Source organism: Rhodococcus sp. IEGM 1305, from assembly GCF_030058635.1.
GTDB classification, from domain to species: domain Bacteria; phylum Actinomycetota; class Actinomycetes; order Mycobacteriales; family Mycobacteriaceae; genus Rhodococcus_F; species Rhodococcus_F opacus_D.
On record NZ_JASHKX010000012.1, the window covers coordinates 56600 to 82218 of the forward strand.

The 25619-nt window shown below is 68.7% G+C and carries 22 protein-coding genes; 13 read left to right on the forward strand and 9 right to left on the reverse strand.

What is annotated here, in order from left to right; translation table 11 throughout:
- Positions 1–18: 18 nt before the first annotated feature.
- From hflX to QM693_RS18895, 3 genes are all read left to right on the forward strand, one after another.
- Positions 19–1473 carry a GTPase HflX gene (gene hflX, locus QM693_RS18885; protein ID WP_283353130.1) on the forward strand — a complete coding sequence of 485 codons (1455 nt, stop codon included), beginning with the start codon at positions 19–21 and terminating at the stop codon, positions 1471–1473.
- The gene (locus tag QM693_RS18890; protein WP_283353131.1) at positions 1466–2596 is read left to right on the forward strand and encodes a hypothetical protein; all 1131 of its coding nucleotides are present in this window, start codon (positions 1466–1468) and stop codon (positions 2594–2596) included. The genes hflX and QM693_RS18890 overlap by 8 nt, the downstream gene beginning before the upstream one ends.
- 68 nt (positions 2597–2664) lie before the next feature.
- Positions 2665–3987 (forward strand): alpha/beta hydrolase, encoded by a 1323-nt coding sequence (locus QM693_RS18895; RefSeq protein ID WP_283353132.1) that lies wholly within the window; start codon positions 2665–2667, stop codon positions 3985–3987.
- A 14-nt stretch (positions 3988–4001) separates the two neighbouring features.
- Here QM693_RS18895 and QM693_RS18900 read toward each other — a convergent pair whose 3' ends face one another.
- The 4 genes from QM693_RS18900 to QM693_RS18915 are packed head-to-tail and all read right to left on the reverse strand — an operon-like array spanning position 4002 to position 8175.
- Positions 4002–4259, reverse strand: coding sequence for an HPr family phosphocarrier protein (locus QM693_RS18900; protein WP_005261132.1), 258 nt, complete (start codon positions 4257–4259; stop codon positions 4002–4004).
- 49 nt (positions 4260–4308) lie between these two features.
- Complete coding sequence (locus QM693_RS18905; RefSeq protein WP_283353133.1) at positions 4309–6414, reverse strand: PTS fructose transporter subunit IIABC; 2106 nt, start codon at positions 6412–6414, stop codon at positions 4309–4311.
- Positions 6415–6430: 16 nt separating this feature from the next.
- Positions 6431–7411 carry a 1-phosphofructokinase gene (pfkB, locus tag QM693_RS18910; RefSeq protein WP_283353134.1) on the reverse strand — a complete coding sequence of 327 codons (981 nt, stop codon included), beginning with the start codon at positions 7409–7411 and terminating at the stop codon, positions 6431–6433.
- A complete protein-coding gene (locus QM693_RS18915; protein ID WP_105414635.1) occupies positions 7408–8175 on the reverse strand; it encodes a DeoR/GlpR family DNA-binding transcription regulator in 768 nt (255 codons plus the stop codon). Before QM693_RS18915 ends, pfkB begins: the two co-directional genes overlap by 4 nt.
- Before the next feature lie 197 nt (positions 8176–8372).
- Between QM693_RS18915 and ptsP the strand changes: the two genes are divergently transcribed.
- From ptsP to QM693_RS18930, 3 genes are all read left to right on the forward strand, one after another.
- Positions 8373–10043 (forward strand): phosphoenolpyruvate--protein phosphotransferase, encoded by a 1671-nt coding sequence (gene ptsP, locus QM693_RS18920; RefSeq protein ID WP_105414561.1) that lies wholly within the window; start codon positions 8373–8375, stop codon positions 10041–10043.
- A 69-nt stretch (positions 10044–10112) separates the two neighbouring features.
- Complete coding sequence (locus QM693_RS18925; RefSeq protein ID WP_065490622.1) at positions 10113–11441, forward strand: uracil-xanthine permease family protein; 1329 nt, start codon at positions 10113–10115, stop codon at positions 11439–11441.
- 111 nt (positions 11442–11552) lie between these two features.
- Entirely contained in the window at positions 11553–12695 is a 1143-nt protein-coding gene (locus tag QM693_RS18930; protein WP_283353135.1) for an acyl-CoA dehydrogenase family protein, read from the forward strand.
- 88 nt (positions 12696–12783) lie between these two features.
- Here the strand turns inward: QM693_RS18930 and lexA are convergent, their stop codons facing one another.
- Positions 12784–13515 carry a transcriptional repressor LexA gene (gene lexA, locus QM693_RS18935; RefSeq protein WP_009480043.1) on the reverse strand — a complete coding sequence of 244 codons (732 nt, stop codon included), beginning with the start codon at positions 13513–13515 and terminating at the stop codon, positions 12784–12786.
- A gap of 291 nt (positions 13516–13806) precedes the next feature.
- On the opposite strand from lexA, the gene QM693_RS18940 reads away from it, so the two are divergent.
- Positions 13807–14304 (forward strand): LysM peptidoglycan-binding domain-containing protein, encoded by a 498-nt coding sequence (locus QM693_RS18940; protein ID WP_283331929.1) that lies wholly within the window; start codon positions 13807–13809, stop codon positions 14302–14304.
- Between the two features lie 180 nt (positions 14305–14484).
- On the forward strand, positions 14485–14949 hold the full coding sequence (nrdR, locus tag QM693_RS18945; RefSeq protein WP_015890458.1) for a transcriptional regulator NrdR: 465 nt from the start codon (positions 14485–14487) through the stop codon (positions 14947–14949).
- A 36-nt stretch (positions 14950–14985) separates the two neighbouring features.
- On the opposite strand, the gene hrpA is transcribed toward nrdR, so the two are convergent.
- Positions 14986–18876, reverse strand: coding sequence for an ATP-dependent RNA helicase HrpA (hrpA, locus tag QM693_RS18950; protein WP_283353136.1), 3891 nt, complete (start codon positions 18874–18876; stop codon positions 14986–14988).
- A 70-nt stretch (positions 18877–18946) separates the two neighbouring features.
- Between hrpA and QM693_RS18955 the strand changes: the two genes are divergently transcribed.
- Positions 18947–19591 carry a Pr6Pr family membrane protein gene (locus QM693_RS18955; RefSeq protein ID WP_283353137.1) on the forward strand — a complete coding sequence of 215 codons (645 nt, stop codon included), beginning with the start codon at positions 18947–18949 and terminating at the stop codon, positions 19589–19591.
- A 97-nt stretch (positions 19592–19688) separates the two neighbouring features.
- A complete protein-coding gene (locus QM693_RS18960; RefSeq protein ID WP_283331926.1) occupies positions 19689–20768 on the forward strand; it encodes an alpha/beta fold hydrolase in 1080 nt (359 codons plus the stop codon).
- Here the strand turns inward: QM693_RS18960 and QM693_RS18965 are convergent.
- Positions 20730–21113, reverse strand: a complete 384-nt coding sequence (locus QM693_RS18965) for a VOC family protein (RefSeq protein ID WP_283353138.1) — start codon at positions 21111–21113, stop codon at positions 20730–20732. The genes QM693_RS18960 and QM693_RS18965 overlap by 39 nt on opposite strands.
- Positions 21114–21269: 156 nt before the next feature.
- On the opposite strand from QM693_RS18965, the gene QM693_RS18970 reads away from it, so the two are divergent.
- Both QM693_RS18970 and QM693_RS18975 read left to right on the forward strand, forming a co-directional pair.
- Positions 21270–22634, forward strand: a complete 1365-nt coding sequence (locus QM693_RS18970; protein WP_283353139.1) for an MFS transporter — start codon at positions 21270–21272, stop codon at positions 22632–22634.
- A gap of 63 nt (positions 22635–22697) precedes the next feature.
- Entirely contained in the window at positions 22698–23930 is a 1233-nt protein-coding gene (locus tag QM693_RS18975; RefSeq protein WP_283331923.1) for an aminotransferase family protein, read from the forward strand.
- On the opposite strand, the gene QM693_RS18980 is transcribed toward QM693_RS18975, so the two are convergent.
- Positions 23894–24196 (reverse strand): hypothetical protein, encoded by a 303-nt coding sequence (locus tag QM693_RS18980; protein WP_283331922.1) that lies wholly within the window; start codon positions 24194–24196, stop codon positions 23894–23896. The two genes, QM693_RS18975 and QM693_RS18980, sit on opposite strands and share 37 nt — an antisense overlap.
- A gap of 18 nt (positions 24197–24214) precedes the next feature.
- On the opposite strand from QM693_RS18980, the gene QM693_RS18985 reads away from it, so the two are divergent.
- Positions 24215–24931, forward strand: a complete 717-nt coding sequence (locus QM693_RS18985) for a hypothetical protein (RefSeq protein WP_283331921.1) — start codon at positions 24215–24217, stop codon at positions 24929–24931.
- Here the strand turns inward: QM693_RS18985 and QM693_RS18990 are convergent.
- Positions 24917–25597 carry a PhzF family phenazine biosynthesis protein gene (locus QM693_RS18990; protein ID WP_283353140.1) on the reverse strand — a complete coding sequence of 227 codons (681 nt, stop codon included), beginning with the start codon at positions 25595–25597 and terminating at the stop codon, positions 24917–24919. The genes QM693_RS18985 and QM693_RS18990 overlap by 15 nt on opposite strands.
- Between the last annotated feature and the right edge of the window lie 22 nt (positions 25598–25619).

Below are 25619 nucleotides of genomic sequence, written 5' to 3' on the forward strand. Positions count from 1 at the left end.
GTGGGATCATGAGGGTGTATGACGAAAACACATCGCACAGAAGAATCGCCGATCTCCGACTCCACTGAGTTCGCCTACGACGACGGGCGCCCTTCGGTCGGCGAGATGCAACTCGAGGACCGCAGCGCGCTGCGCCGAGTTGCCGGGCTCTCCACCGAGCTCACAGACGTCACCGAGGTCGAATACCGACAGCTGCGCCTCGAACGCGTGGTGCTCGTCGGTGTCTGGACGCAGGGAACCGCGGCGCAGGCCGAATCCAGCATGGCCGAGCTCGCGGCGCTGGCCGAGACCGCCGGGTCCGAGGTCCTCGAGGGCCTCGTCCAGCGGCGGGACAAACCCGACGCTGCCACCTACATCGGCTCCGGTAAGGCCGAGGAACTCCGTGAGGTCGTCCTCTCGACCGGCGCCGACACCGTCATCTGCGACGGTGAACTCACTCCCGCGCAGTTGACCGCGCTGGAGAAGGTCGTCAAGGTCAAGGTCATCGACCGGACGGCCCTCATCCTCGACATCTTCGCTCAGCATGCGACGTCCAGGGAGGGCAAAGCGCAGGTGGCGCTGGCCCAGATGGAATACATGCTGCCCCGACTGCGTGGCTGGGGTGAATCGATGTCCCGGCAGGCGGGTGGTCGCGCCGGCAGCAACGGCGGCGTGGGTCTGCGTGGTCCTGGTGAGACCAAGATCGAGACGGACCGCCGGCGAATCCGGGAGCGGATGGCGAAGCTGCGCCGCGAGATCAAGGGCATGAAGGCCGCCCGCGACACCAAACGCACCAGGCGTCTGCGCAGCGAGACCCCGTCCATCGCGATCGTCGGCTACACCAACGCAGGCAAGTCGAGCCTGCTCAACGCGCTGACCGGGTCCGGGGTGCTGGTGCAGAACGCGCTGTTCGCCACCCTGGATCCCACCACCCGGCGGGCGGCGCTGGACGACGGCCGCGAGTACGTCCTCACCGACACCGTCGGGTTCGTGCGGCACCTGCCGACGCAGCTGATCGAGGCGTTCCGCTCGACGCTGGAGGAAGTCACGGACGCGGATCTGCTGCTGCACGTCGTCGACGGTTCCGATCCGCTGCCCACGGATCAGATCAGGGCCGTCCACGAGGTGATCACCGAGGTGATCCGGGAGAACGACGCCGCAGCGCCGCCGGAGCTCATCGTGGTGAACAAGATCGACGCGGCCGACCCGGTCACGTTGACCCAGTTGCGCGGCCTGCTGCCGGGTGCGTCGTTCGTCTCCGCCCGGACCGGGGAAGGCATCGCCGAGTTGCGCGAGCATCTCAGCGACGTCCTGATCCGCCCGGAGATCGAGGTCAGCGTGCTCCTCCCGTACAACCGGGGAGATCTGATGGCCCGGATCCACTCGGACGGACAGATCCTCGACTCGTCCCACGAGGAGGACGGCACGCGCGTCCATGCGCGGGTGCCCGAAGCGCTGGCGTCGGCACTGGTTCAGTACAACGGCAGTGCCTGACCGTTCACGGTGGTCGCGCTCACGGTGGTCGCTCCGAGTCGCGGTTGCAGTCCTCGCTGCGTGCACACCGCTCGCGGCGGCGGGCGCCGGATCGGCCGAGCCGTTCTTCCGCGATCAGACGGCCGTCGATGCGTCGGAATTCGGTCCGCTCTGCACTCCCGACGATTCGGCGGCCGGAACCCCGGACGAGGCCTCGCTGGAAGAGTTGTCGGGGCTCGTGTCGGCCGGGGGACTGCTCTATGCGGTCGGTGACAGCGGTTCCGACCGCGCGGTCGCGGTGATGGACGGGAACTGCGCCGTGCAGCGGTGGCTTCCGCTGCCGGTCGATCCGTACGACGTCGAGGACATGGCGTCCGGCCCCGACGGCCGGCTGTGGCTCGCCGACACCGGCGACAACGGACGCCGCCGCGACACGGTGGCACTGATCGCGATGGACCGCGACACCGGTGCGGGAGAACTGCATCGGCTGACGTATCCGGACGGCCCGCACGACGCGGAGACCGTTCTCGTCCAGCGCGACGGCACCCCGCTGATCGTCACGAAGGAAGTGTTCGGGGCGGGCAACGTGTACCGGCCTGCCGGGGGCGCCGTCGTGGGCGACCTCGCGAGCCCCGGCCCGACCCCGCTCGAGAAGGTGGGGACGCTGGACGTCGCGGAGACGAACGGCGCCGACGACGCCACCACCGGGAGCGGCACCACGGCGCCGGCCCTGCATTCGACGATGTTCACCGGCGGCGCCGTGTCCGCCGACGGAACCGTGGCCGCCATCCGCAGCTACTCCGACGTGTTCCTGTTCTCCGCCCCGGACGGCGACCTGGCCGCCGCGTTCGCCGCGGGGCCCGTGGTGCGCGCACACGTGCCGCAGCAGCCGCAGGGGGAGTCGATCGCGTTCACCGAGAACGGCGACCTGCTGATCGCCTCCGAGGCGCGGGAGGGGCCCGTTCCGCCGATTCAGGCGTTGCCCGGGGCGGTGTCGAGGGTGCAGGAGCAGGCCCGCGCGCAGACAGCCGCCGACGAGGCGTCGGCGCAGTCGCCGGGAACGGTGTGGGGAATCGGCGTCGCCGGCGGCGCGGTCGTGCTCGTGGTCGTCGCCGGCTTCCTGATCCGCCGCCGTGCCCGATAGGTCTGTTTTGCGAGAAATGTTGCGAGCCTGATTCTTTCGATGACCGACGCGGTGTGAATACTGGCGGGGTGCAGGCCCACGAGTTGTTGTCGCGTATCGCCCACCTGTCGCTCGAGCACGGTCGCGCCCAGGCCGCATCGACCGTTGCCGTAGTGGTGGGCGTCGTCGTGATGCTCGCGGCGTCGCGTTCCGCAAGGGCGCCGATCCTCCGCGCCGCCGCGGTCGCGGTGCCCGCGACCGCGGTGATCGGGGGAGCGGTGTGGGCGAGGTACCGGCCGCTTCCCAATCAGATACCGCCGGCGGGTTACGCATGGATCTGGCTCGCCGTCGGCACCCTCGTACTCGCAGCCACCATCCTGCTCCGGAAACCCGGTGTCCTCCGCGCCGCGGCGGTCGGGGCGGCAGGTGCCGTGGTCGCGGCCGCGGCGGTGGGGCAGGTAAACGCGGAGGTCGGCGTCTTCCCGACCGTCGGTTCGCTGGTGGGACACCGCCCGCCGACGGTCGTCGAGCCGGTGTCGTTCGGAGACGTCCCCGGGTTCGAGAGCGCCGTGCAGTCCGGGACCCCGGCGGACTCGGTGTGGACACGTCCGGTGCGCACACCCGGCTCCGGTGTGGTGACGGAAGTGGAGATCCCCGGCACCGAATCCGGATTCCCGGCCCGGCCGGCCGTGCTGTATCTGCCGCCGGCGTACCTGACCTCACCCCGCGCCGTGCTCCCCGTCATGGTCATGATCGCGGGACAGCCGGGGCGCCCCCAGGACTGGTTCAGCAGCGGACGACTGGGGTCCACGGTGGATGCGTACGCCGCGCGGCACGACGGCCTCGCACCGGTCGTCGTGGTGGTCGACGCACTGGGGTCGCAGGACGCGAATCCGCTCTGCCTGGATTCGGCGCTGGGGAACGCCGCCACCTACGTCGCTCGTGACGTCCCCGCCTGGATCGAGAAGTCTCTGCAGGTGTCGCACGATCCTGCGCAGTGGGCGATCGGCGGATTCTCCTACGGGGGAACCTGTTCGATCCAGCTGGCCGTGAACTATCCGGCGATCTACCCGACGTTTCTCGACTTCTTAGGCCAGGACGAGCCCTCGCTGGGCGATCACGCGGGGACGGTCGCGGCGACGTTCGCCGGCGACGAGCGGGCGTTCGCGGCGGTCAATCCGGTCGACGTGCTGAGGACGCGGCAGTTCCCGGAATTGACCGGGGTGTTCGTCGCCGGGGCGGCGGACGACGAATACCGCCCGCAGCAGCAGCGGATGTTCGCTGCCGCGCGGGCGGCCGGTCTGCACGTGCGGTACTACGACCTCCCCGGTGGCCACGAAGGGGCCACCTGGAGTGCGGCGCTCGAACGGGAGATGGACTGGACCGGCCGTCAGCTGGGCGTCACCGGCTGACGGCCGGATACCGGTCAGGCGTCGAGGTCGGCCGCCACCAGCTGGGCCACCTTCTCGACGGCGTCGGCGTCGTCGCTGGTGACCGTGACGTCGGTGCCCTTGGTGGCGCCGAGCGTCATGATGAGCAGTGCGGAGCCGGCGTCCACGGGTTCGCCGTCCGCCACGGCCAGCGTGACGGGCACACCGGCGGCGGCAACCGCTTCGGCGATGACGGCGGCGGGACGGGCGTGCAGGCCGATGGACGAACCGACGGCGACTGTGGTGCTGGGCATGGGACTCTCTCCTCTGTCGGTGGGGTTGATGCGGGGCGATCTGTTTCTCTTACGCTGCGACGGTCGCAACGTCGGGGTCGAGTTCGGCGTCGGACGCGCCGGGCTTGATGAATTCTTTGGCGCCGACGACGCACAGTGCGGCGACGACGACACCGGCGGCCAGCGCCACCAGGAACCACAGCAGGTTGCCGATGGCGAAGAAGACGAAGATTCCGCCGTGCGGTGCGCTGAGGGTGACGTCGAACGCCATGATCAGGGCGCCGGTGACTGCGCCGCCGGCCATCATCGAGGGAATGACGCGCAGCGGGTCGGCGGCGGCGAACGGAATGGCACCTTCGGAGATGAACGCCGAGCCGAGAAGCCAGGCCGCCTTGCCGTTCTCGCGTTCCGCCTCGCTGAACAGGCTGGGACGCAGGACGGTCGACGCGAGAGCCATCGCCAGCGGCGGGACCATGCCCGCAGCCATGACGGCCGCCATGATCCGCAGCGAGGCGGGATCGTTGACGTTGAGGCCGGCCACCGCGAACGCGTACGCCGCCTTGTTCACCGGGCCACCGAGGTCGAAGCACATCATCAGGCCGAGGATGATGCCGAGGAAGATGACGGAGCTGCCGGACAGACCGTTGAGCCAGTTCGTCAGGCCCGACGTGATCGCGGCGAGCGGACGGCCCAGGACCAGGAACATGAGGGCGCCGACGATCAGGGTCGCGAACAGCGGAATGATCACCACCGGCATCAGGCCGCGCAACCATTGGGGAACCGGGATCCGGCTGATCCACAGCGCGACCACACCGGCGATCAGACCACCGACGAGGCCTCCGATGAATCCGGCGCCGACGAAGACCGCGACGGCACCCGCGGTGAAGCCCGGCGCCAGACCAGGCCGATCGGCGATGGCGAAGGCGATGTAACCGGCCAGAGCGGGCACGAGGAAGCTGAATGCCAGCGAACCCAGTTGGAACAGCACCGCGCCCAGGTACGTCGCCAGGCCACCGTCGGGGAGTTGGCCGAGGGAGTTGCTGAGGACGATGTCCTCCGCGGGACCGGAGATCTCGTACCCGCCGAGCAGGAAGCCGAGGGCGATCAGCAGACCGCCGGCGGCGACGAAGGGGATCATGTAACTGACACCGGTGAGCAGCACCTGACGCAGGTGGGTGCCCCAGCCGATCGATCCGGCCGGCTCGTCCGCCGCGCTGCCGGCACTACCCGCGTCCACGGTGGCCGCGGACGGGTTCATGCCCGCGCGCAGTGCCTCGGTGATCATGGTGTCGGGCTCGTTGATGGCGCGCTTGACTCCCGACGCCACCACCGGCTTGCCCGCGAAGCGTTCCTTGCCCTTCACCCCGACATCGGTGGCGAAGATGACGGCGGACGCGCCCGCGATCACTCCCGGTGCCAGCGGTGTGCTTCCGCTCGAACCCTGCGTCTCCACGTGGACGACGACGCCCGCGCGTTCGCCGGCGGCGACGAGGGAGTCGGCCGCCATGTACGTGTGGGCGATGCCGGTGGGGCAGGCCGTGACCGCGACGATGTGCTTCGGTGCCTCGGGCTCGGGTTCCTTCTCCGGGGTGACCGGTTCGGGCTTCGGAGCCGGGGCCGCGGCAGCGGCCGCGGGGGCTGCCGCAGCGGCAGCCGGTGTGGCGGGGGACGCGGCAGCCGGTGTGGCGGCGGGTGCGGGTGCCAGGACGTCGTTCACCAGGGTGACGATCTCGGCGGGGGTCTTCGCATCACGCAGGGCGCCGACGAAGGCGGGGCGGACCAGTGCCCGCGCGAGCGAGGAGAGCAGCTTCATGTGCTCCGCGCCCGCACCTTCGGGTGCGGCGATGAGGAACACCAGATCTGCGGGTCCGTCGGGGGCGCCGAAGTCGACCTTCGGGGCGAGCCGGGCGAATCCGAGGGACGCCGCCACAACAGCTTCGGAACGGCAGTGGGGGATCGCGATCCCACCGGGAAGTCCTGTAGCCGATTGTGATTCACGCGCCAGTGCGGCGTCGCGGAGAGCGTCCGCTTCGGTGGCGCGACCGGCGTCGGCCAGACGCCGGGAGAGCGCGGAGATCACGTCCTCCTTGGAGGCTCCGAGGTCGGTGTCCAGGGAGATCAGATCTTCGCTGATGATCTGCGGCCCCGAATCGCGGTCGGGTGTCGAGTGAGACATGGTGTTTCCTTCTGGTTCAGGCCGGATCGGGGGCGGGGGAGCTGAGGGCGGTGACGGTGACGGCGTCGATGTCGACGTGTTCGGGGGTCGGCAGGGTGGTGCCGGGGAGGGCTGCCGCTGCGCTGCCGTAGGCGACGGCGGATCGGAGGCAGTCCGCGGGCGTTGCACCGGACATGTGCGCTGCCAGGTAACCCGCCAGCGACGAGTCGCCGGCGCCGACGGTGCTGCGGGCGACGATCGGTGGTGGCGTGGCCCACCAGGCGCCGGCCTCGGTCACGAGAACCGCACCCGCGGCGCCGAGCGTGGCGAGGACGGCTTCGACCCCGCGGTCCACGAGTTGCCTGCCGGCATGGGCGGTGGCCGTCGGGTCCCCGCGCAGCGCGGACGCCTCGAGCAGCTGCCCGTCGGCGCCCGTGAGCTGCGCGAGTTCCTCGCTGTTCGGTTTCACGAGGTCGGGAGCGGCCGCGGGGAACCGGTCCGCGAGCGCGAGCAGCGGGGCGTCCGACGTGTCGACGGCGACCCTGCACGGCGCCGAGCGCAAAGCCTCGACGAGCGTGGCGTACCAGTCGGTGGGAATGCCCGGGGGAAGCGACCCGGACAGCACCACCCATTCGGCCCGGGACCCGCGCTCGATGATCTCCGACTGCAGATCGGCGAGGGACCCGGCCGACATCGCGACGCCCGGTTCGTTGACCTTGGTGGTGGTGCCGTCCGGCTCGGTGATGGTGATGTTGGTGCGCGCCGGACCGGACGTCGCCACGGTCACGTGCTCGATCCCGTGCTCGGACAGGGCGGTGAGCAGGGGATCGCCCTCGTTGCCGGGGAGTACGGCGACCGCGGCGACACCGGCCGAGGTGAGTGCGCGGGCGACGTTGACGCCCTTGCCGCCGGGGTCGCTGTGGGTCGCGGCCGCGCGCAGGACGGTTCCTCGTTCGAGGCGCCCCACCAGGTTGACGGTGCGGTCGATGCTCGGATTGGCGGTCAGCGTGACGATCATGCGATCACCACCTCGATTCCCTGGTCGTGGAAGTGGGCTCGGTCTGCGGAACTGATGTCGGCGTCGGTGACGAGGATGTCGACGCTGTGGATGGGGGCGAAGCTCACGAGGTGCTCGCGGCCGACCTTCGACGAGTCGGCGACCACGACGACGTGGTTGGCGCACCGGACCATCGCGCGCTTGACCGCGGCCTCCTCGGTGTCCGGTGTGGACAGGCCGTGGCCGACGCTGAGCGCGTTGGTGCCGATGAACGCGACGTCGACGCGGAGGACATCGAGGATGCGCAGCGCCTCCTCGCCGACGGCGGCCTGCGTGATGCCGCGCACCCGGCCGCCCAGCATGTGGAGCGTCACCGAATTGAGTCCCGCGAGCCGGGCGGCGATCGGCACCGAGTTGGTGATCACGGTGAGGTCCAGATCGGACGGGAGTTCCGGGATGATGCGCCCCGTCGTGGTTCCCGCGTCGAACAGCACGCTGCCACCGGACGGCGGCAGGTAGGTGGCGGCGCGCTTGGCGATCCGGTCCTTCTGCTCGGCGCGGGTGTGATCGCGCTCCGTCATGCCGGGCTCGGTGACGGTGAGGGACCCCGCGGGCACCGCGCCGCCGTGCACGCGGCGGACGTGGCCGAGACGCTCGAGTAGCGCGAGGTCACGTCGCACGGTCTCGGTGGTGACGCCGAACGTGTCGGAGAGGTCCGCGACCGACATGCGTCCCCGCTGCGAGATCAGCGTGGTGACCGCTTGCTGGCGTTCTTCCGGATACACCGTGACCCCGTTCCTGTTCTCGTCGATGAAGTATTCGGTGACGCGATCCGTTATGGTCTGCATCACACGAAATGTTGTGTCATGTTGTTTTACGCCCGAGTGTGTTGACATGTCAAGAGTTGAGAGTAATCTCCGTCACATAGTCGATTCGCATTTCCGACTGTGCGAAGACAGAACGAACCGGCCAGGAGGATCCGATGACCGAAAACCGTGAAATCGTGCGAGGTACACCGGTGGTACCGGGCATTGCCTACGCGCCGGTGATCTGGCCGGCTCCGCGGCCGGAGGTCGCGCCCGGTTCGGCCCGGATCGACGAGGTGTCGCGCGACGCGGAGAAGGTCCGATTCGAGGAAGCGGCCGCCGTGGTGTCGCAACGACTCCGCGACCGCGCGGCGAGCGTGTCCGGCGCCGCGGCAGAGGTGCTGCAGGCGAACGCGGCGATGGCCGCCGATCGCGGCTGGCTCGGTGCAGCGCAGAAGCTGATCGCCGGTGGAACCCCGGCCGAGGAAGCGGCGGCCGAGGCCACCGAGCAGTTCGCAACCCTGTTCACCAAGATGGGCGGGCTGATGGCCGAACGGGTGACCGACCTGCGCGACATCCGGGACCGCGTGGTGTCCGAACTCCTCGGTCTGCCCGAACCCGGCATCCCCGTGCCCACGACACCGTCGATCCTGTGTGCCCAGGACCTCGCGCCCGCCGACACCGCCGGTCTCGATCCCGAGCTGATCGTCGGACTCGTGACCGTCCTCGGCGGCCCCACCAGCCACACCGCGATCATCTCGCGGCAGCTGGGCATTCCGTGTGTGGTCGCGGTGCGTGACCTCGAATCCGTCGTCGCGGGCACCCCCGTCCTCCTCGACGGCTCGGCCGGCGAACTCGTCGTCGAACCGGACCCCGTGGAGGCCCGCGCCGCCGTGGAACACGGCCGCGCCGAACGGATCCGCATCCAGTCGTGGGAGGGGCCCGGCCGCACGAGCGACGGACATTCCGTGTCGATTCTGGCCAATGTTCAGGACGGGGCCGGTGCGCGGTCGGCCGCCACGACCGCCGCCGAGGGCGTCGGACTTTTCCGCACCGAGTTGTGCTTCCTGGACCGCGATTCCGAGCCCGGCGTCGACGAGCAGGCCGAGATCTACGGCGAGGTGCTCGACGCGTTCGCCGGCCGGAAAGTGGTGATCCGGACGCTCGACGCGGGTTCGGACAAGCCGCTGCGCTTCGCCAACCACGCCGAAGAGGCGAACCCGGCACTCGGGGTCCGCGGAATCCGGATCGCCGAACAGAATCCGGGCATCCTCAGCAGGCAACTCGACGCCGTCGCCGCCGCGGCGAAGCAGACGCAGTCGCAGCCGTGGGTGATGGCGCCGATGATCTCGACTCCCGCCGAGGCCGAATCCTTCGCGGCGGAGGTCCGGGCTCGCGGACTCGTGCCCGGCGTGATGGTCGAGGTACCGGCCGCCGCGCTCCTGGCCGACCGTCTTCTGCGCCACGTCGACTTCCTGTCCATCGGCACGAACGACCTCGCGCAGTACACGATGGCCGCCGACCGGATGTCCTCCGACCTGGCATCGCTCACCGATCCCTGGCAGCCGGCGGTCCTCGCGCTCGTCGCCCGCACGGCCGCGGCGGGCATCGCGGCAGGCAAACCGGTCGGCGTCTGCGGCGAGGCGGCCGCCGACCCGCTGCTCGCCTGCGTGCTGATCGGACTCGGGGTCACGTCGCTGTCCTGCGCGGGTGCCGCCGTATCCGGTGTGGGTGCGAAGGTGGGATCGGTCTCGCTGGACGACTGCCGTCGTGCCGCCGAGGACGTGCTCGCCACGAGCGATCCTGCGGAGGCGCGTGCCGCGGCGGTCCGGGTGCTGGGCGCGTAGCCCCGGTGTGCTGCGGGATCCGGTCCCGAAGGCGCGAAACTCCCAGATCGTGCCTACTATTGGCGAACTGTGACGAAAAGAGAAACCGACGCCCCCGACGGTCCGGCCGGCGGCTCAGCCGGCCCGTCCACCCCCACACGGGCGTTCGGGTGGACGCTGCACGGTGACGGCAGGCGGATCGGTGAGGGCGAGGTGGTCGCTCCCGGCGAGCGTCTCACCTGGCCGCGCACGGTCGGAATCGGGATGCAGCACGTCATCGCGATGTTCGGCGCCACCCTCCTGGTGCCGACCATCACCGGGTTCCCGGTCACGACGACACTGCTGTTCTCGGGTATCGGGACGGCCCTGTTCCTGCTCATCACCCGTGGCCGCATCCCCAGCTATCTCGGATCGTCGTTCGCGTTCATCGCGCCGCTGACGGCGTCGCAGAGTTCGGGTCCCGCCGCGCAACTCGGCGGTGTTGCCGCCGCGGGTCTGTTGCTGCTCGTGGTGGGCATCGCAGTGAAGCTGGCCGGATCGCGAGTCATCGACGCCGTCATGCCCCCGGTCGTCACCGGCGCCGTGGTCGCGTTGATCGGGCTCAATCTCGCACCCACCGCGGTGGATTCGTTCGAATCGCAACCGCTGATCGCCGGGGTGACCCTGCTGGCGATCCTGCTCGTGACCGTGCTCGGTCCGGGACTGCTGGGCCGTCTCGGCATTCTCGTCGGGGTCGTCGTCGGCTGGGTGTTCGCCGCCGTGATCGGCGGGCTCGCCGAGGAGCGGGTGACGGCGCTGCGGGAGGCGGCCTGGTTCGGCGTGCCCGAACTGCGGGGACCGACGTTCGAATGGTCCGTGATCGCGCTGACCCTGCCGGTGGTCATCGTCCTGATCGCCGAGAACGTCGGCCACGTCAAGGCGGTGTCGGCCATGACGGGTCGGTCGCTCGACGACGTCGCCGGCGACGCCCTCGTTGCGGACGGATTGGCCACCACCCTCGCCGGATTCGGCGGCGGCTCCGGAACCACCACGTACGCCGAGAACATCGGAGTCATGGCCGCGACGCGGGTGTACTCCACCGCCGCCTACTGGGTCGCGGCCGCCACCGCCGTGGTTCTCGCGTTCTCACCGAAGTTCGGTGCCCTCGTGTTCACGGTGCCGAACGGTGTCATCGGCGGCGCCACCCTCGTGCTGTACGGACTGATCGGCGTCCTCGGTGTGCGCATCTGGATGGACGCCGAGGTGGACTTCACCGACCCCGTGAACCTCACCGTGGTCGCTGCGGCGCTCGTCGCCGGCATCGGCGACCTGACGCTGACGATCGGATCCGTGGAACTCGGTGGCATCGCGTGGGGTTCGGTCGGCATCCTCGTCGCCTACCCGGTGATGCGCTCGCTCGCGCGGTTCCGCAAGCCCTGACACGGTGACCGGATGGGTCACGAATCCCGATCACCTGGGTCATTCACCACGGTGTTCCTCGCCTCTACCGTCGAACGAGACGTACCCAGATAGTTGATACGAGGAGTCGGCGTGGAGCGCACCCTGTTCGAACCGGAGCACGAACTGTTCCGGGAGTCGTACCGCAAGTTTCTCGCACAGCACGCCGAGCCGAACCACGCCAAGTGGGAAGAGCAGAACATCGTCGACCGCAGCCTGTGGGTCGAGGCCGGCAAGCAGGGCTTCCTCGGCATGGCCGTACCGGAGGAATTCGGCGGCGGCGGCGTGCGCGACTTCCGGTACAACGCGATAATCACCGAGGAGACCACCCGCGGCGGGTACAGCGGCATCGGCTTCACCTTGCACAATGACGTCGTCGCGCCGTACCTGCTCGAACTGAGCAACGCGGAGCAGAAGCAGCGTTGGCTGCCCGGCTTCGCGTCGGGCGAGCTGATCACCGCCATCGCGATGACCGAACCGGGCACCGGCAGCGACCTGCAGGGCATCAAGACGCGCGCCGTGCGCGACGGCGACGACTGGGTCCTCAACGGTTCCAAGACGTTCATCACCAACGGCATCAACGCCGACCTCGTGATCGTCGTCGCGTGTACCGATCCCGACAAGGGGGCGCAGGGATTCAGCCTCCTGGTCGTCGAACGGGACATGCCGGGCTTCGAACGCGGCCGCAATCTCGACAAGATCGGGATGAAGGCGCAGGACACCGCGGAGCTCAGCTTCGCCGACGTCCGCGTTCCCGCCGCCAACCTCCTCGGTGAGGAGGGGATGGGCTTCCTCTACCTGATGAAGAACCTTCCCCAGGAGCGGCTGTCGATCGCCGTGGTGGCCGCGGCCGCAATGGAATCGGCACTCGACATGACGATCCAGTACTGCCGCGACCGGAAGGCGTTCGGCAAGTCGATCGGCAGCTTCCAGAACACCCGCTTCGTGCTCGCCGAACTCGCCACCGAGGCAACGGCCGTCCGAGTGCTCGTCGACAAGTTCATCGAACTGCTCAACGACGAGAAGCTGTCGGTGCAGGAAGCGGCGATGGCCAAGTGGTGGACCACCGAGGCGCAGGTCCGGCTGATCGACCGGTGCCTGCAGCTGCACGGCGGCTACGGATACATGAAGGAGTACCCGATTGCCAAGGCCTACATGGATTCTCGTGTCCAGACCATCTACGGCGGTACCACCGAGATCATGAAGGAAATCATCGGTCGCGGCCTCAATCTCTGACGAGGCGCGACCTGCGTATCCGGGGTGGATGCGAGAAGGCCCCACGGCAATCGCCGTGGGGCCTCCTCGTGTCTCCGCGCGGCGGTGACTAGATCTTGCGCATGACCGTGACGACCTTGCCCAGAATGACCGCGTCGTTGCCGGGGATCGGATCGAACAGCGGATTGTGCGGCATCAGCCACACCTCGTTCTCGGTGCGTTTGAACGTCTTGACGGTTGCTTCGCCGTCGATCATCGCTGCCACGATGTCTCCGTTCTCCGCCACGTTCTGCTGACGGACCACTACCCAGTCGCCGTCGCAGATCGCGGCATCGATCATCGATTCGCCGACGACCTTGAGCAGGAACAGTGAGCCCTGGCCCACCAGTTCGCGGGGGAGCGGGAACACGTCCTCGACTGCTTCCTCGGCGAGGATCGGGCCACCGGCCGCGATCCGGCCGAGGACCGGGACGAACGTGGGTTCCGGCAGGGGTGCGCCGTCGGCGCCGGACTTGACCGCGGCCAACCCGACTGCGGCGCTCGCGTTCGCCGCGGCTCCCGCCGCCACCTCGTCGAGGCCGCGCACGTCCACGGCGCGGGGACGATTGGGATCCCGGCGGAGGAAGCCCTTCCGCTCCAGCGTGCGCAGTTGATGAGCGACGGACGACGTGGAGGTGAGCCCCACGGCGTCGCCGATCTCGCGGATGCTCGGCGGATATCCGCGCTCGTTGACGGACGTGCGAATCACCTCGAGGACACGGCGCTGCCGGTCGGTCAACCCGGCGGCGGAGCCACCGCTCACACGTGGAGTCGAACCGTCGGTCGAGCTGTCGTCCTTCATGGCGAGGTGCCTCCGTCTGTATGTGGATCTTCTCGGTATGGGTCGCATGTGACTGCTGTGCCGCGTGACACGAATCTATCCCGCTTTCCTCGGAGTTTCAAACATCTGTTCGACACGTGTCGCGAGAAGTAGAGACATTGTCGGAGTGCCGTGGTAGAAATCGAACATGTGTTCTTTCGAACGCGTGATCGAACGACCGGAGCGATCAGACACCGACCGGGTCGGTAGCGGATACGACAACGGATCTGACGACAACGGATCTGACAACGGATACGAGCAGCGGAGGTACCGATGAGCAACGCAGTTCTCCATCGGCAGGCAGTGCTGAACCGGCAGGCCCTGGAACGGGGTGTCGTCCGGTCCGGGGCCGCACGGTCGTACCGGACCGAGCCGCGCCGCCGGCGCACCGACGGCGAGCTGCGGCGCCCGTCGTCCGGCGCCGTCGCGTACCGGCCCACCCACACCGGTGTCTCCCGTGCCGATCACGCGCGCGGGGCAAACGACGTCGGCTGGCGGATGGTGCTCGCGAGTGTCGTGATCACGGCGGGTGTGTTGTGCGGGCTCGTCGGGGTGGCTCAGCTGGCCACGACCGACGGTGTGAGCAATTCGGCGGCCACGGAGGTCGTGCAGGTGCAGCAGGGGGAGAGCCTGGCAGCGCTCGCGGCGCGGATCTCCCCGGAATTGCCGGTGGCACAGGTGGTCGAGCGGATCATGGAGCTGAACGCCATGTCCAATTCGGCGCTCCACCCGGGCCAGAGTCTGATCGTCCCGTCGTCCTCTACCCGGTGACGGGGGTGGCTCTGCATGTCTGTCCCCCAGGGCGGCCGAGTAGTCTCGGATGCTGTCAGTCCCACCACTTCGTGTGGTCGCGTCGAGATCGTGCATCCGCTGCGTGAATCCGTTTTCGTCGGTTCGCCATCGGGGGAGGCGAACAGTTGCGGCCACGACGGCTACAACGAAGGAATCGCCATGCACTGCCCGTTCTGCCGGCACCCCGATTCACGTGTGGTCGATTCGCGAGAAGCCGACGAAGGACAGGCCATCCGTCGCCGCCGCTCGTGCCCCGAGTGTGGTCGCCGATTCACCACCGTCGAGACGGCCGTGCTGTCGGTGGTCAAGCGCAGTGGTGTCACCGAACCGTTCAGCCGGGAGAAGGTGGTACGGGGAGTGCGCCGCGCCTGCCAGGGCCGGCAGGTAGACAACGACGCCCTGAATCTTCTTGCCCAGCAGGTCGAGGACGCGGTCCGGGCGTCGGGTTCTGCGGAGATCCCGAGCAACGAGGTCGGCCTCGCCATTCTCGGTCCGCTTCGTGATCTCGACGAGGTGGCGTACCTGCGCTTCGCGTCCGTGTATCGGTCTTTCAGCTCCGCCGAGGACTTCGCCCGCGAGATCAAAGAGCTACGCGAACACCGCGAATCCCGAGACGACGCCTGAGCCGAGGTCACCGCACCTTCTCCATGGCCTTGCGCGTCAGCGCACCTTCTCCATGGCACTGATCACGCGCTTCTCGGACACGGGGATCGGTGTCCCGAGTGTTTGAGCGAACAGGCTGACGCGCAGTTCCTCGATCATCCAGTGAATGGCGTCGACTTCGGGTGTGTGCTGTCGTTCTTCCGGCAGGCCCGCGAGCATGCGTTCGTATCCGGCGTACACCCGGTCGAGAACGTCCATCCCCTTCTGGTCGCGCGGTGCGCTCCCGGGAAGAGCTTCGAGACGGGCCGCCGCGGCGGCGAGGTAGCGGGGCAGTTCACGGAGGCGAGTGGCACCGATGTCGGCGACGAATCCGGGAAACAGCAGCGACTGCCGCTGTTCGCGCACGTCGTCGGCGGCCTCACCGGTCGCGCGTTCCAGCACGACGGCGAGCCGATGGTCGGCTTCGAGCACCGGCGACACCAGTCGTAGGAGCATCGCCACGTTCCGGGCCATCTCGGCGCGCGCCGTCGCCACGAGGGCGTCGAACTCCTGAGGGGTGCGCACCGGCGTGCCGTGTGCGGCGATCAACTGGTTCGCGGCGGCGTTGCGGCAGTCGTCGATCAGGGCGTCGAGGCTGCCGTCGGGGTTCTGCCCGAGCGCCAGTCGCTGTGCGTTGCTCAGGCCCGACGTGACCGTCTTCGCCTGGGTGGGAACGGCGGCGAGCAGCAGCCGGCGCGTTCCGGCGCGCATTGCGGATCGTTGCGCCGCCGCGGTGCTGAGCACGCGGACGGCGACACCGTCACCCTCCGGGACCAGGGCGGGGTAGCCGGTGACCTTCTGGCCGCCGAGTTCGCGTGTCACGGTGGCCTCGAGCGAACCGAGGGTGGCAGGGGTCCACGTGAGTGCGGGCGGCCGCTCCGAATTCGACGCCGCCTTCGCCACCTCCACCTGGACGCGGGGAGCGAGCGACTTGCGCAGCGACACGAGATCCTTGTCCCGGCCGAGGACGGCACCTTTCTCGTCCACGGCAGCGAACGTCATGCGCAGATGGTCGGGGAGCGCGGTGACGTCGAAGTCCTTGGGATCGATGCGACACGCGCCGAGCCGCGACAACTCGCGGGCCATCGCCGTGGTGAGCGGTTCGGAGCGGGGTTTCACGGCGGAAAGCGCGGCGGCCGCGAAATCCGGTGCCGGAACCACATGTCGGCGAAGGGTCTTCGGGAGCGTCTTGATCAGGGCGGTGACCAGTTCGACGCGCATGCCGGGGACCAGCCAGTCGAAGCCGACCGGGCGCAGGCCCGCCAGCAGCGCAATCGGGATGCGGGCGGTGACGCCGTCGTCCTCGGTGCCGGGCTCGAACTGGTAGGTGAGGGGGAACTGCATGTCGCCCTGACGCCAGGCGTCGGGGTACTCGCCGCCGAGTACTGCTGCGGACTCGGCGTTGACGACCGTCGCCTGGGTGAACGTGAGCAGGTCGGGGTTCTTGCGGCGGGCGACCTTCCACCAGGAGTCGAAATGCCGGGCGGAGACCGATTCCGGGCCGACGCGCTGGTCGTAGAAGTCGTAGAGGGTGTCGTCGTCCACGAGGATGTCGCGCCTGCGGGCGCGGTGCTCGAGTTCCTCGACGTCTTCGAGGAGTGCGCGGTTGGCGTGGAAGAACTTGTGCTGCGTCTGCCACTCGCCCTGCACCAGAGCGTGGCGGATGAACAGGTCCCGGGACGTCTCGGGGTCGATGGTGCTGTAGGTGACCGCACGCCGGGCGACGAGCGGGATCCCGTACAGCGTCACGCGTTCGTAGGCCATGGCGGCGCCGCGCTTCGACGACCAGTGCGGCTCGGAGTAGGTGCGTTTCACGAGGTGCGGCGCCAGCTTCTCCGCCCACTCGGGTTCGATCCTGGCCGACATGCGCGCCCACAGCCGGGACGTCTCGACCAGTTCGGCGGCCATGACCCATCGCGGGGGCTTCTTGAACAGGCTCGAGCCGGGGAAGACCGCGAATCGGCTTCCGCGGGCCCCGAGGAAGTCTCGCTTGTCACCCTCGCGGAGTCCGATGTGCGACAGCAGTCCCGCGAGGAGGGACTGGTGGATCGCCGCCTCGCCGGCCGGGGTATCGGTGGTGTCCCAGCCCAGCCCGCGGGTGATCTGCCGGAGCTGGCCGTGCAGGTCCTGCCATTCGCGGATGCGCAGCCAGTGCAGGAACTCGTTTCGGCACATCTTGCGGAACTGGTTGGACGACAATTCGTTCCGCTGCTCGCGCAGGTACTTCCACAGTTCGAGGAAGGCGAGGAAGTCGGAGTTCTCCACGGTGAACCGGGCGTGCTTCTCGTCCGCTGCCTGCTGGAATTCGGCGGGACGTTCCCGCACGTCCTGGATCGAGAGGGCCGAGACGATGACCAGCACCTCGGACAGGCAGCCGTTCCGGTGTGCCTCGACGAGCATCCGGGCCATGCGCGGATCGACGGGGATCTGCGCGAGTTCGCGTCCGACCGCGGTGAGGACGGGTTGCTCGTTCTGGGCTTTCCGTTCGATCGCCCCGAGTTCCTCGAGCAGGCCGATGCCGTCGCGGACGGCCCGCGGGTCGGGTGGCTGGACGAACGGGAACGCGGCGATGTCGCCGAGGCCGAGCGCCGTCATCTGCAGGATGACGGACGCGAGGTTGGTGCGCAGGATCTCCGGTTCGGTGAACGCGGGCCGCGCCTCGAAGTCCTCTTCCGAGTAGAGGCGGATGCAGATGCCCTCGGCCACACGGCCGCAACGCCCGGAACGCTGGCGGGCGGACGCTTGCGAGATCGGTTCGATGGGGAGGCGCTGCACCTTGGTGCGCACCGAGTAGCGGGAGATGCGGGCGGTTCCCGGGTCCACGACGTACCGGATGCCGGGCACGGTGAGGGAGGTTTCCGCGACGTTCGTCGACAGCACGACCCTCCGCCCGGTGTGGGGGGTGAACACCTTGTGCTGTTCCGCCGCCGACAGCCGGGCGTACAGGGGCACGATCTCGGTGCCGCGCAGTCTGCGGTCGCGGAGCGCGTCGGCGGTGTCGCGGATCTCCCGTTCGCCGGAGAGGAAGACCAGGATGTCGCCGTCGCCCTCGCCGGACAATTCTTCGACCGCCTCGCACACCGCGTCGACGGGGTCGCGGTCGAAGGTCTGGTCGCCCACTTCCACGGTGAGTGGGCGGTAACGCATCTCGACGGGGAAGGTGCGTCCGGACACCTCGACGATCGGTGCGGGCACCCCGTCGTCGGTGGCGAAGTGCTGCGCGAAGCGTTCCGGATCGATGGTGGCCGAGGTGATGATCACTTTCAGATCGGGCCGGCGGGGGAGTAGCTGTCGCAGGTATCCGAGGATGAAGTCGATGTTGAGGCTGCGTTCGTGGGCCTCGTCGATGATGAGCGTGTCGTACCGGCGCAGCATCCGGTCGCGCTGGATCTCGGCGAGCAGGATTCCGTCGGTCATCAGTTTCACCAGCGTGCCGTCCGACACCTGGTCGGTGAATCGCACGGTGTAGCCGACGGTCTCACCGAGTTCGCTGCGGAGTTCCTCGGCGATGCGTTCGGCAACCGTCCGCGCCGCGAGACGGCGGGGCTGGGTGTGTCCGATGAGGCCGCGGACGCCGCGGCCGAGTTCGAGGCAGATCTTCGGGATCTGCGTCGTCTTGCCCGAGCCCGTCTCGCCGGCGACGATGACGACCTGGTTCTCGGCGATCGCCTTCGCGATGTCGTCGCGGCGCTGGCTGACGGGTAGCGCGTCGGGGTAGTCGATGACAGGGACGCTGTCGAGTCTTCGTGCGATGCGTCCGCGCGCGGCGGCGATCTCGTCGGACAGGGACGCGAGTGCGTCGGGTGTGCGCGCACGGTCGAGTCGCCGGCGGAGCCGGTGTTCGTCGCGCAGAGTGAGTTCGCCGAGGCTGTTTTTCAGTTCCCGCCGGCTGGGTGCTGTGGTGGACATGCTGGACCCCAGCCTAGCCAACCCGGTTGATCACCCTGTGCCGCGCCCGCCCGTGTGCGAATATCGGCGGATGGGCGCTGCCGTCGTCACGGACCTGCGAGGTCAGAGGATCGTTCGGGTTCTGCGGGCGGTCTTCGCCGTCTACGGTCTGATCGCGTTGCTGTGGATTCCCCTCCGCAGCGCCGGCAGCGACGACTTCTCCCTGGCCAACTACCTCAGCTACTTCACCATCGAGAGCAACATCCTCGCCGCCGTCGTCCTGCTCGTCGGCGCGATCCGGGATCCGCAGTCGCGGGGCTGGCAGCTGTTCCGCGGCGCGACCACGCTGTACATGGTCATCACCGGAATTGTGTACGCGGTGCTGCTGGCGAACATCGACGTCATGCTGCAGGACGCCTGGATCAACACGGCCCTGCACCGTCTGCTGCCGCTCGTGCTGCTGCTCGACTGGGTGGTGGCCCCGTCCCGGGTGCGGATCTCCGAGGCGCAGAGCCTCGGCTGGCTGGTCTTTCCGGCCGTGTATGGCGCCTATTCCCTGATCCGGGGTCCGATCGTCGACTGGTACCCGTATCCGTTCCTGGACCCCCGACAGCAGGGGTACCTCCAGCTCGCCGTCACGGCGGTCGTGTTGTTGCTGGCAATGGCGTTGATGGCGCTCGCCGTGAACGCGGTGGGACGTCTCGGTGCGCGCCGGCGGTACGGCGAGGACCGGTAGCGGCGAAGCTGCGCGCAGACGATTCGCGCACCGCGCTATCCTCCACACGACAGGCGTCCGCGCGATCATCCGTGACTTCGGCAACGGCTGGGAGACTATGTTCGACGAGTTCGCAGGCGAGAACTTCGACCTGCTCGGCCGCGACCGCGGCAGTGTCGTCGCCGCCGACGACGGTGTGCCCCTCGCGGTGCGCGAGGTGGGTCCGGCGTTCGCCCCCTTGACGGTGGTGTTCGTCCACGGCTTCTGCAACCGGATGACCGGCTGGCACTTCCAGCGGGTTCAGCTCGAGGAGGCGTGGGGCTCGACGATTCGCATGGTGTTCTTCGACCTGCGGGGGCACGGCGACTCCGGGGTGCCGCGGCGCGCCACCTGCACCATTCCGCATCTCGCACAGGACGTCGACGCCGTGATCCGTGCGCTCGTGCCGGAGGGGCCGATCGTGCTGGTAGGCCATTCGATGGGCGGTATGGCGGTCCTGTCGTACGTCGGGCAGCATCCCGATCTGATCGGGTCCCGCGTCGTCGGGGTGGGCCTGATCGCCACCGCGGCGGAGAAGCTGGGTGACGTGGGGCTCGCGCGGACCCTCAACACGCCGGTGGTTGCCGGATTCAGCACCGCGGCCCGGCACCTGCCCCGGGTCGTCCAGAGCGGTCGCGGCGCGAGCAAGAGGGTGCTGGCGCCGATCCTGAGGTCGGCGTCGTTCGGTGACCGCAGCATCAGCCCGGCGATCATGTGGCACTCCGAGCAGATGATCAACGACACGTCCCTCAAGACCCTCGTCGACTTCCTGCCGTCGTTCAAGAATCACGACGAGACGGCGGCGGTGCCGTTGCTCGCACCCATCGAGACGCTGGTGGTGTGCGGCGATCGCGACCTCCTGACCCCCTTCCGGTACTCGAAGGCGATCGCCGGGCATCTGCCCGACGCGGAACTGGTGAAGGTCCCCGGTGCGGGGCACATGGTGCAGTTGGAGCGCGCAGAACTCGTCTCGGACGCGATCGATCGTCTCCTGACCCGTTCGGTCGAAACCCTGCCCACGCCGAGTGCCTGGAGTGAGTGGGTCCGGGTGGCGACGGATTACGTGGACCACGCACGGCACTGGGTCGCCCACGGCGGGCCCGCCGCCTGGTGGCGAGGGCTACGTGGTCGTCCCGTCGTCGGCCCCACGTTCCGGTAGCACGCAGAATTCGTTGCCCTCGGGGTCTGCGAGGACCACCCAGGGAACGTTCGGGTCGTCGCTCAGCCGGCGTGCGCCGAGCGAGAGGAGCCGCCGGACCTCCTCGTCGCGGGTACCGGACGACGGCGCGATGTCGAGGTGCAGGCGGTTTTTCTCGGACTTCGGGTCGTCGACGGGCTGGAACACCAGTGACGGGGACCCCGGTGCGTTCGATTCGACGTACTCGAGCCCGTACGAGTCCTTCCATCGGCGGGTCGACGGATAGCCCAGGGCGTCGCACCAGAATCGTGACAGTGTTTCCGCGTCACGACAGTCGACGGCGATGGCGATGATTCGGCTGGTCATGGGCTGCGGATACCCGCGCGACGGTGGTCGCACACTGTCGCGGGAACGGCTCGGGCGCGCCTCCGTGGCGTGTCTGTAACCGGCAAACGCGCGACAACACGTGCCACTCGGGCCACAATGGGTGAACGCGAAACCGGCCCGAGGAGACGGGATCACATGGCATCTGCGAGTTCGTCAGCCGAGCAGGAAACCCTCCCACCAGGTGTTCTCCGTCGCGCGATCGCGGCGTCGGCGATGGGTAACGCCACCGAATGGTTCGACTACGGTGTCTACGCGTTCACCGTGTCGTACATCTCGGCAGCGTTCTTTCCAGGCGACACCGGTTCGGCCACCCTGTACGCCCTGCTCGTGTTCGCGGTGTCGTTCGTCGTGCGACCGCTCGGCGGCCTCGTGTGGGGTCCGCTGGGTGACCGGCTCGGACGCCGCCAGGTTCTGGCACTGACGATCATCCTGATGGCGGGTGCGACGTTCTGCGTGGGCCTCGTGCCGGGATACGACGTCATCGGTTTCTGGGCGCCCCTGCTGCTGGTGCTGCTGCGCATGATCCAGGGCTTCTCGACGGGCGGCGAATACGGCGGCGCGGCAACGTTCATGGCCGAGTACTCGCCGGACCGCAAGCGCGGTTTCTGCGGAAGTTTCCTCGAGTTCGGCACGCTCGGCGGGTATGCGCTGGGTGCGATCGTGGTCCTGGCGGTGGAGTTGTTCTCCAGCGATCCGTTCATGTCCACCTGGGGCTGGCGTATCCCGTTCCTGATCGCCGGACCGATGGGTCTGATCGGCCTCTACCTGCGGACCAAGCTCGAGGAGACCCCCGTGTTCCGGGAACTGGACGCGGAGGGCGAGGTGGAGTCGACGCCGACCCACGAGTTCAAGGATCTGGTGACCGAGTACTGGAAGCCGTTGCTGCTGCTCGGAGGCCTCGTCATCGCGTTGAACGTCACCAATTACACCCTGCTCAGTTACATGCCGACATATCTGGAGACACAGATCGGTCTGACGTCCACCGCGTCGCTGTCCCTGTTCATCGTCGGGCAGCTCGTGATGATGGCAGTCATTCCGTTCGCCGGCGGGTTGTCGGACCGGGTCGGCCGCAAACCGTTGTGGTACGGCTCGCTCGTGGGATTGATCGTGCTCGCCGTCCCGATGTACCTGCTGATGCGTCAGGGTTTCGGATGGGCGATCCTCGCGTTCGCGGTACTCGGGTTGCTGTACGTCCTGCAGCTGTCCACGATTTCGGCGACGTTCCCGGCGATGTTTCCGACCCATGTGCGGTTCGCGGGTTTCGCCATCGCCTACAACGTGTCGACGTCTCTGTTCGGCGGCACCGCCCCCGCGGTCAACGAACTGCTCATCGAATGGACCGGCAACACACTCATGCCGGCGTTCTACATGATGGCCGCGTGCGCGATCGGCCTCGTCGCGCTGTACTTCGTGGCCGAGACGGCGGGCGCGTCCATCCGCGGTCGCGGGATTCCGGGAGTCGACACCGAGCCACACCCCACCGCCCTGGCGGAGAAGTGACGCGGCACGATCCTCTGTGGGGCGTCGTGGCATAGTCGCCTTCGGGCGGGGTTTCACGAAGGGATGAGCATGGCGTCGGCACTGTGGCACGGATTCGCGGACATGGGCGCGGTGGAACAGAAGGGCGCCTTCGTGGTGTCCCGCGGCGAGGGCGCCTACATCTGGGACGATCGCGGCAACCGATACCTGGATGCGACAGCAGGTCTGTGGTTCACCAACGTGGGGCACGGCCGTGCGGAGATCGCGGACGCCGTCGCGCAGCAGTTGCGGACCGTGGCCCATTTCTCGAACTTCGGTGACTTCGTCCCCGAGACGACCGCGGCCCTGGCCGATCGTCTCGCGACCATTGCGCCGGTGCCCGGCAGCAAGATCTTCCTCACGTCCGGTGGTTCGGATTCCGTGGACACGGCGGCCAAGCTCGCCCGCCGCTACTGGCACGAGATGGGCAAGCCGTCCAAGACGATCGTGGTCGGCCGCCAGAAGGCCTATCACGGGATGCATGTGGCGGGCACCGCGCTGGCGGGAATCCCCGCCAACCGCGAGGGCTACGGCGAGTTGATGGCCGACGCCGCCACGGTCGCCTGGAACGACGCCAAGAGCCTGCTCGAACTGATCGAGAAGATCGGCGCCGACACGATCGCCGCGTTCTTCTGCGAGCCCGTCATCGGCGCGGGCGGCGTATACCTGCCGCCGGAGGGCTATCTCGCGGAGGTCCGCGACATCTGCCGCGAGCACGACATCCTGTTCGTCGTCGACGAAGTGGTCACGGGATTCGGCCGCATCGGCGGCGAGTGGTTCGCGTCGACGCGATTCGACCTGCAGCCCGACATGATGACTACGGCGAAGGGCCTCACCTCCGGGTACGTCCCGATGGGTGCGGTGTTCATCGCCCCGCGCGTGGCCGAGCCGTTCTTCGCCGGCGGGGTCTGGTGGCGGCACGGCTACACCTACGGTGGGCATGCGGGTGCCGCCGCGGCGGCACTCGCCAACCTCGACATCATCGAGCGCGAGAATCTGCTGGCGGAGTCGAAGCGGCTCGAGTCGTCACTGCACGAGCACCTCGCGCCTCTCGCCGATCATCCGCGCGTCGAGGAAGTACGCAGCGGTCTCGGTGCGGTCGCGGCGGTGCAGCTGGCCGATCCGGCGGAAGCGCTCCCGTTCGTGAACACGTTGCGCGAACACGGGATCTCGGGGCGCGCGGCCGGTCAGGGTGCCATGCAGATCTCGCCGGCGTTCGTGATGACGGACGGGCAGGTCGCTCAGCTCGCGGACGGAATCCGCCGGGCCCTGGGCTGATCGGTCCCGGTGCCCCGCCTGCGGAGGCGGCGCAGGGCACCGGTGACCCGGTCCCGCCAGGTGGGCGGGGTCAGGTCGATCTCCTTCTGCCCGTCGTGCACCGCGTACGCGCGGGTGTAGCGCTCGTGGAGACGCGCCCGGACCTCGTCGGGCGTGTACGCCTTGCGGTGCCGATCCGCGCGCACCGCGACGACCCCGGTCGCGGCGACACCCACCGCACCCGCGAGTCCGAGTAGTTTCCACCATTGCCTGCCGCGCGGTCGCATCCTTCTAGGCTAGGGTCCATGGACGCGCCACGGCACACGGACGCACGACGACACGGCTCCACCATCGACCTCGACACCGCTGTCGAGGTCACGCGCACCGGCGACATCTGGATCTTCCGCGGAGAGTCTCCGGCCGACCGGGCCATTCAGACGCTGACGAACAGTCCGGTCAACCACGTCGGGATGTCGGTGGTCCTCGAGGACCTGCCGCCGCTGATGTGGCACGCCGAGCTGGGACATTCGCTGCAGGACATGTGGACGGGACGCTTTCAGCGCGGTGTGCAACTCCACGACCTGCGCGCCGCGGTCCAGGTGTGGGGTGCGCGGTACGGGCAGCGGGGATGGCTGCGTCAGCTCGCCGAGCCCGCGACGTCGCAGCAGGAGGATGCGTTGCTGCGGACGATCGCTCGGCTCGACGGAACCCCGTTCCCGTCCACCGCGAAACTCGCGTCACGGTGGTTCGGCGGGCGCCTGCCCGGGACGGGGCGCCGGCAGGAGAAGTCGGGCGGCCTCGAGAGTGCCTATTGCGCCGAGGTGGTTGCGCAGACGTACGAGGAGATGGGGCTGATCAGTGGGCGCAGGCGCACCAACTGGTACGACCCCGGCAAGTTCTGGAGCGGCGACAGGCTTCCCCTCGCTCCCGGGGTGACGCTGGGCCGGGAGATCGAGGTGACTCTGAGCGAAGCCGACCTCACCGCGGGGCGAGGTCGGCGGCCGTCGTCAGAGGGTGCGTGACTTCTCGGGGTGGACTCGTCCGCCGACCTCGATCCAGCCGGCGGGATCGTAGGTGGTGCGCAGTTCGGATCCCTTGCCCTGGGTGATCAGGAGGGCGTGCCGGAGGTGCGCGGTGATCCGGACGGCCGCGGCTCCGGTGGCCTCGTCCTCGGTGATGCCCATGTCCGGGGCGAACATTCGTGACCGGATCGAGTGCTCGACCTTGTCCGTCCAGGCCCACAGATAGTGGTGTCCGGCACCGAACTTCTTCGGGTCCGCGGACTGAACCTCGCGCACGCTGTTCATGGGGTACAGCGAGAACTCGGGTGCCCACTCCGGCCGGGCCCGCACCCAGGTGAAGGCGCCGGAACGGCGGGTGGCGACCGGGCCCGCGGGCACGTCGAGTGTGGTGACCGCGGCGCCGCGCTCGTGCAGCCACCAGGACAGTCCGACCGTGGGGTGTCCGGCGAAGGGCAGTTCGCTGGTGGGGGTGAAGATCTGGGCGCGTGCGTGCTCGTCGCCGGGTCCGGGCATGTCGATGAAGATCGTCTCGCTGTATCCGAGTGCGGCGGCGACCGACTGCCGGTCCTCGGGCGGGACGGCCGAGGAGTCGACGATGCCGAGCGGATTGCCGTGGCGTCCTTTGTCGTCGGTGAACACCCGGACGACGTCTACGTGGATGGGCATTGATGCACCTTATCGCTCGTCG

What these genes read in the sequence shown, in the direction of transcription:
- QM693_RS18960 (WP_283331926.1), top strand. Translation starts at nt 19,689, where the DNA reads ATGTTCGACGAGTTCGCAGGCGAGAACTTCGACCTGCTCGGCCGCGAC.
- QM693_RS18965 (WP_283353138.1), bottom strand. Translation starts at nt 21,113, where the DNA reads ATGACCAGCCGAATCATCGCCATCGCCGTCGACTGTCGTGACGCGGAA.
- QM693_RS18905 (WP_283353133.1), bottom strand. Translation starts at nt 6,414, where the DNA reads ATGTCTCACTCGACACCCGACCGCGATTCGGGGCCGCAGATCATCAGC.
- QM693_RS18985 (WP_283331921.1), top strand. Translation starts at nt 24,215, where the DNA reads ATGGACGCGCCACGGCACACGGACGCACGACGACACGGCTCCACCATC.
- QM693_RS18955 (WP_283353137.1), top strand. Translation starts at nt 18,947, where the DNA reads ATGGGCGCTGCCGTCGTCACGGACCTGCGAGGTCAGAGGATCGTTCGG.
- QM693_RS18980 (WP_283331922.1), bottom strand. Translation starts at nt 24,196, where the DNA reads ATGCGACCGCGCGGCAGGCAATGGTGGAAACTACTCGGACTCGCGGGT.
- QM693_RS18900 (WP_005261132.1), bottom strand. Translation starts at nt 4,259, where the DNA reads ATGCCCAGCACCACAGTCGCCGTCGGTTCGTCCATCGGCCTGCACGCC.
- QM693_RS18975 (WP_283331923.1), top strand. Translation starts at nt 22,698, where the DNA reads ATGAGCATGGCGTCGGCACTGTGGCACGGATTCGCGGACATGGGCGCG.
- QM693_RS18940 (WP_283331929.1), top strand. Translation starts at nt 13,807, where the DNA reads ATGAGCAACGCAGTTCTCCATCGGCAGGCAGTGCTGAACCGGCAGGCC.
- QM693_RS18990 (WP_283353140.1), bottom strand. Translation starts at nt 25,597, where the DNA reads ATGCCCATCCACGTAGACGTCGTCCGGGTGTTCACCGACGACAAAGGA.
- lexA (WP_009480043.1), bottom strand. Translation starts at nt 13,515, where the DNA reads ATGAAGGACGACAGCTCGACCGACGGTTCGACTCCACGTGTGAGCGGT.
- nrdR (WP_015890458.1), top strand. Translation starts at nt 14,485, where the DNA reads ATGCACTGCCCGTTCTGCCGGCACCCCGATTCACGTGTGGTCGATTCG.
- pfkB (WP_283353134.1), bottom strand. Translation starts at nt 7,411, where the DNA reads ATGATCGTCACGCTGACCGCCAATCCGAGCATCGACCGCACCGTCAAC.
- QM693_RS18970 (WP_283353139.1), top strand. Translation starts at nt 21,270, where the DNA reads ATGGCATCTGCGAGTTCGTCAGCCGAGCAGGAAACCCTCCCACCAGGT.
- hrpA (WP_283353136.1), bottom strand. Translation starts at nt 18,876, where the DNA reads ATGTCCACCACAGCACCCAGCCGGCGGGAACTGAAAAACAGCCTCGGC.
- ptsP (WP_105414561.1), top strand. Translation starts at nt 8,373, where the DNA reads ATGACCGAAAACCGTGAAATCGTGCGAGGTACACCGGTGGTACCGGGC.
- hflX (WP_283353130.1), top strand. Translation starts at nt 19, where the DNA reads ATGACGAAAACACATCGCACAGAAGAATCGCCGATCTCCGACTCCACT.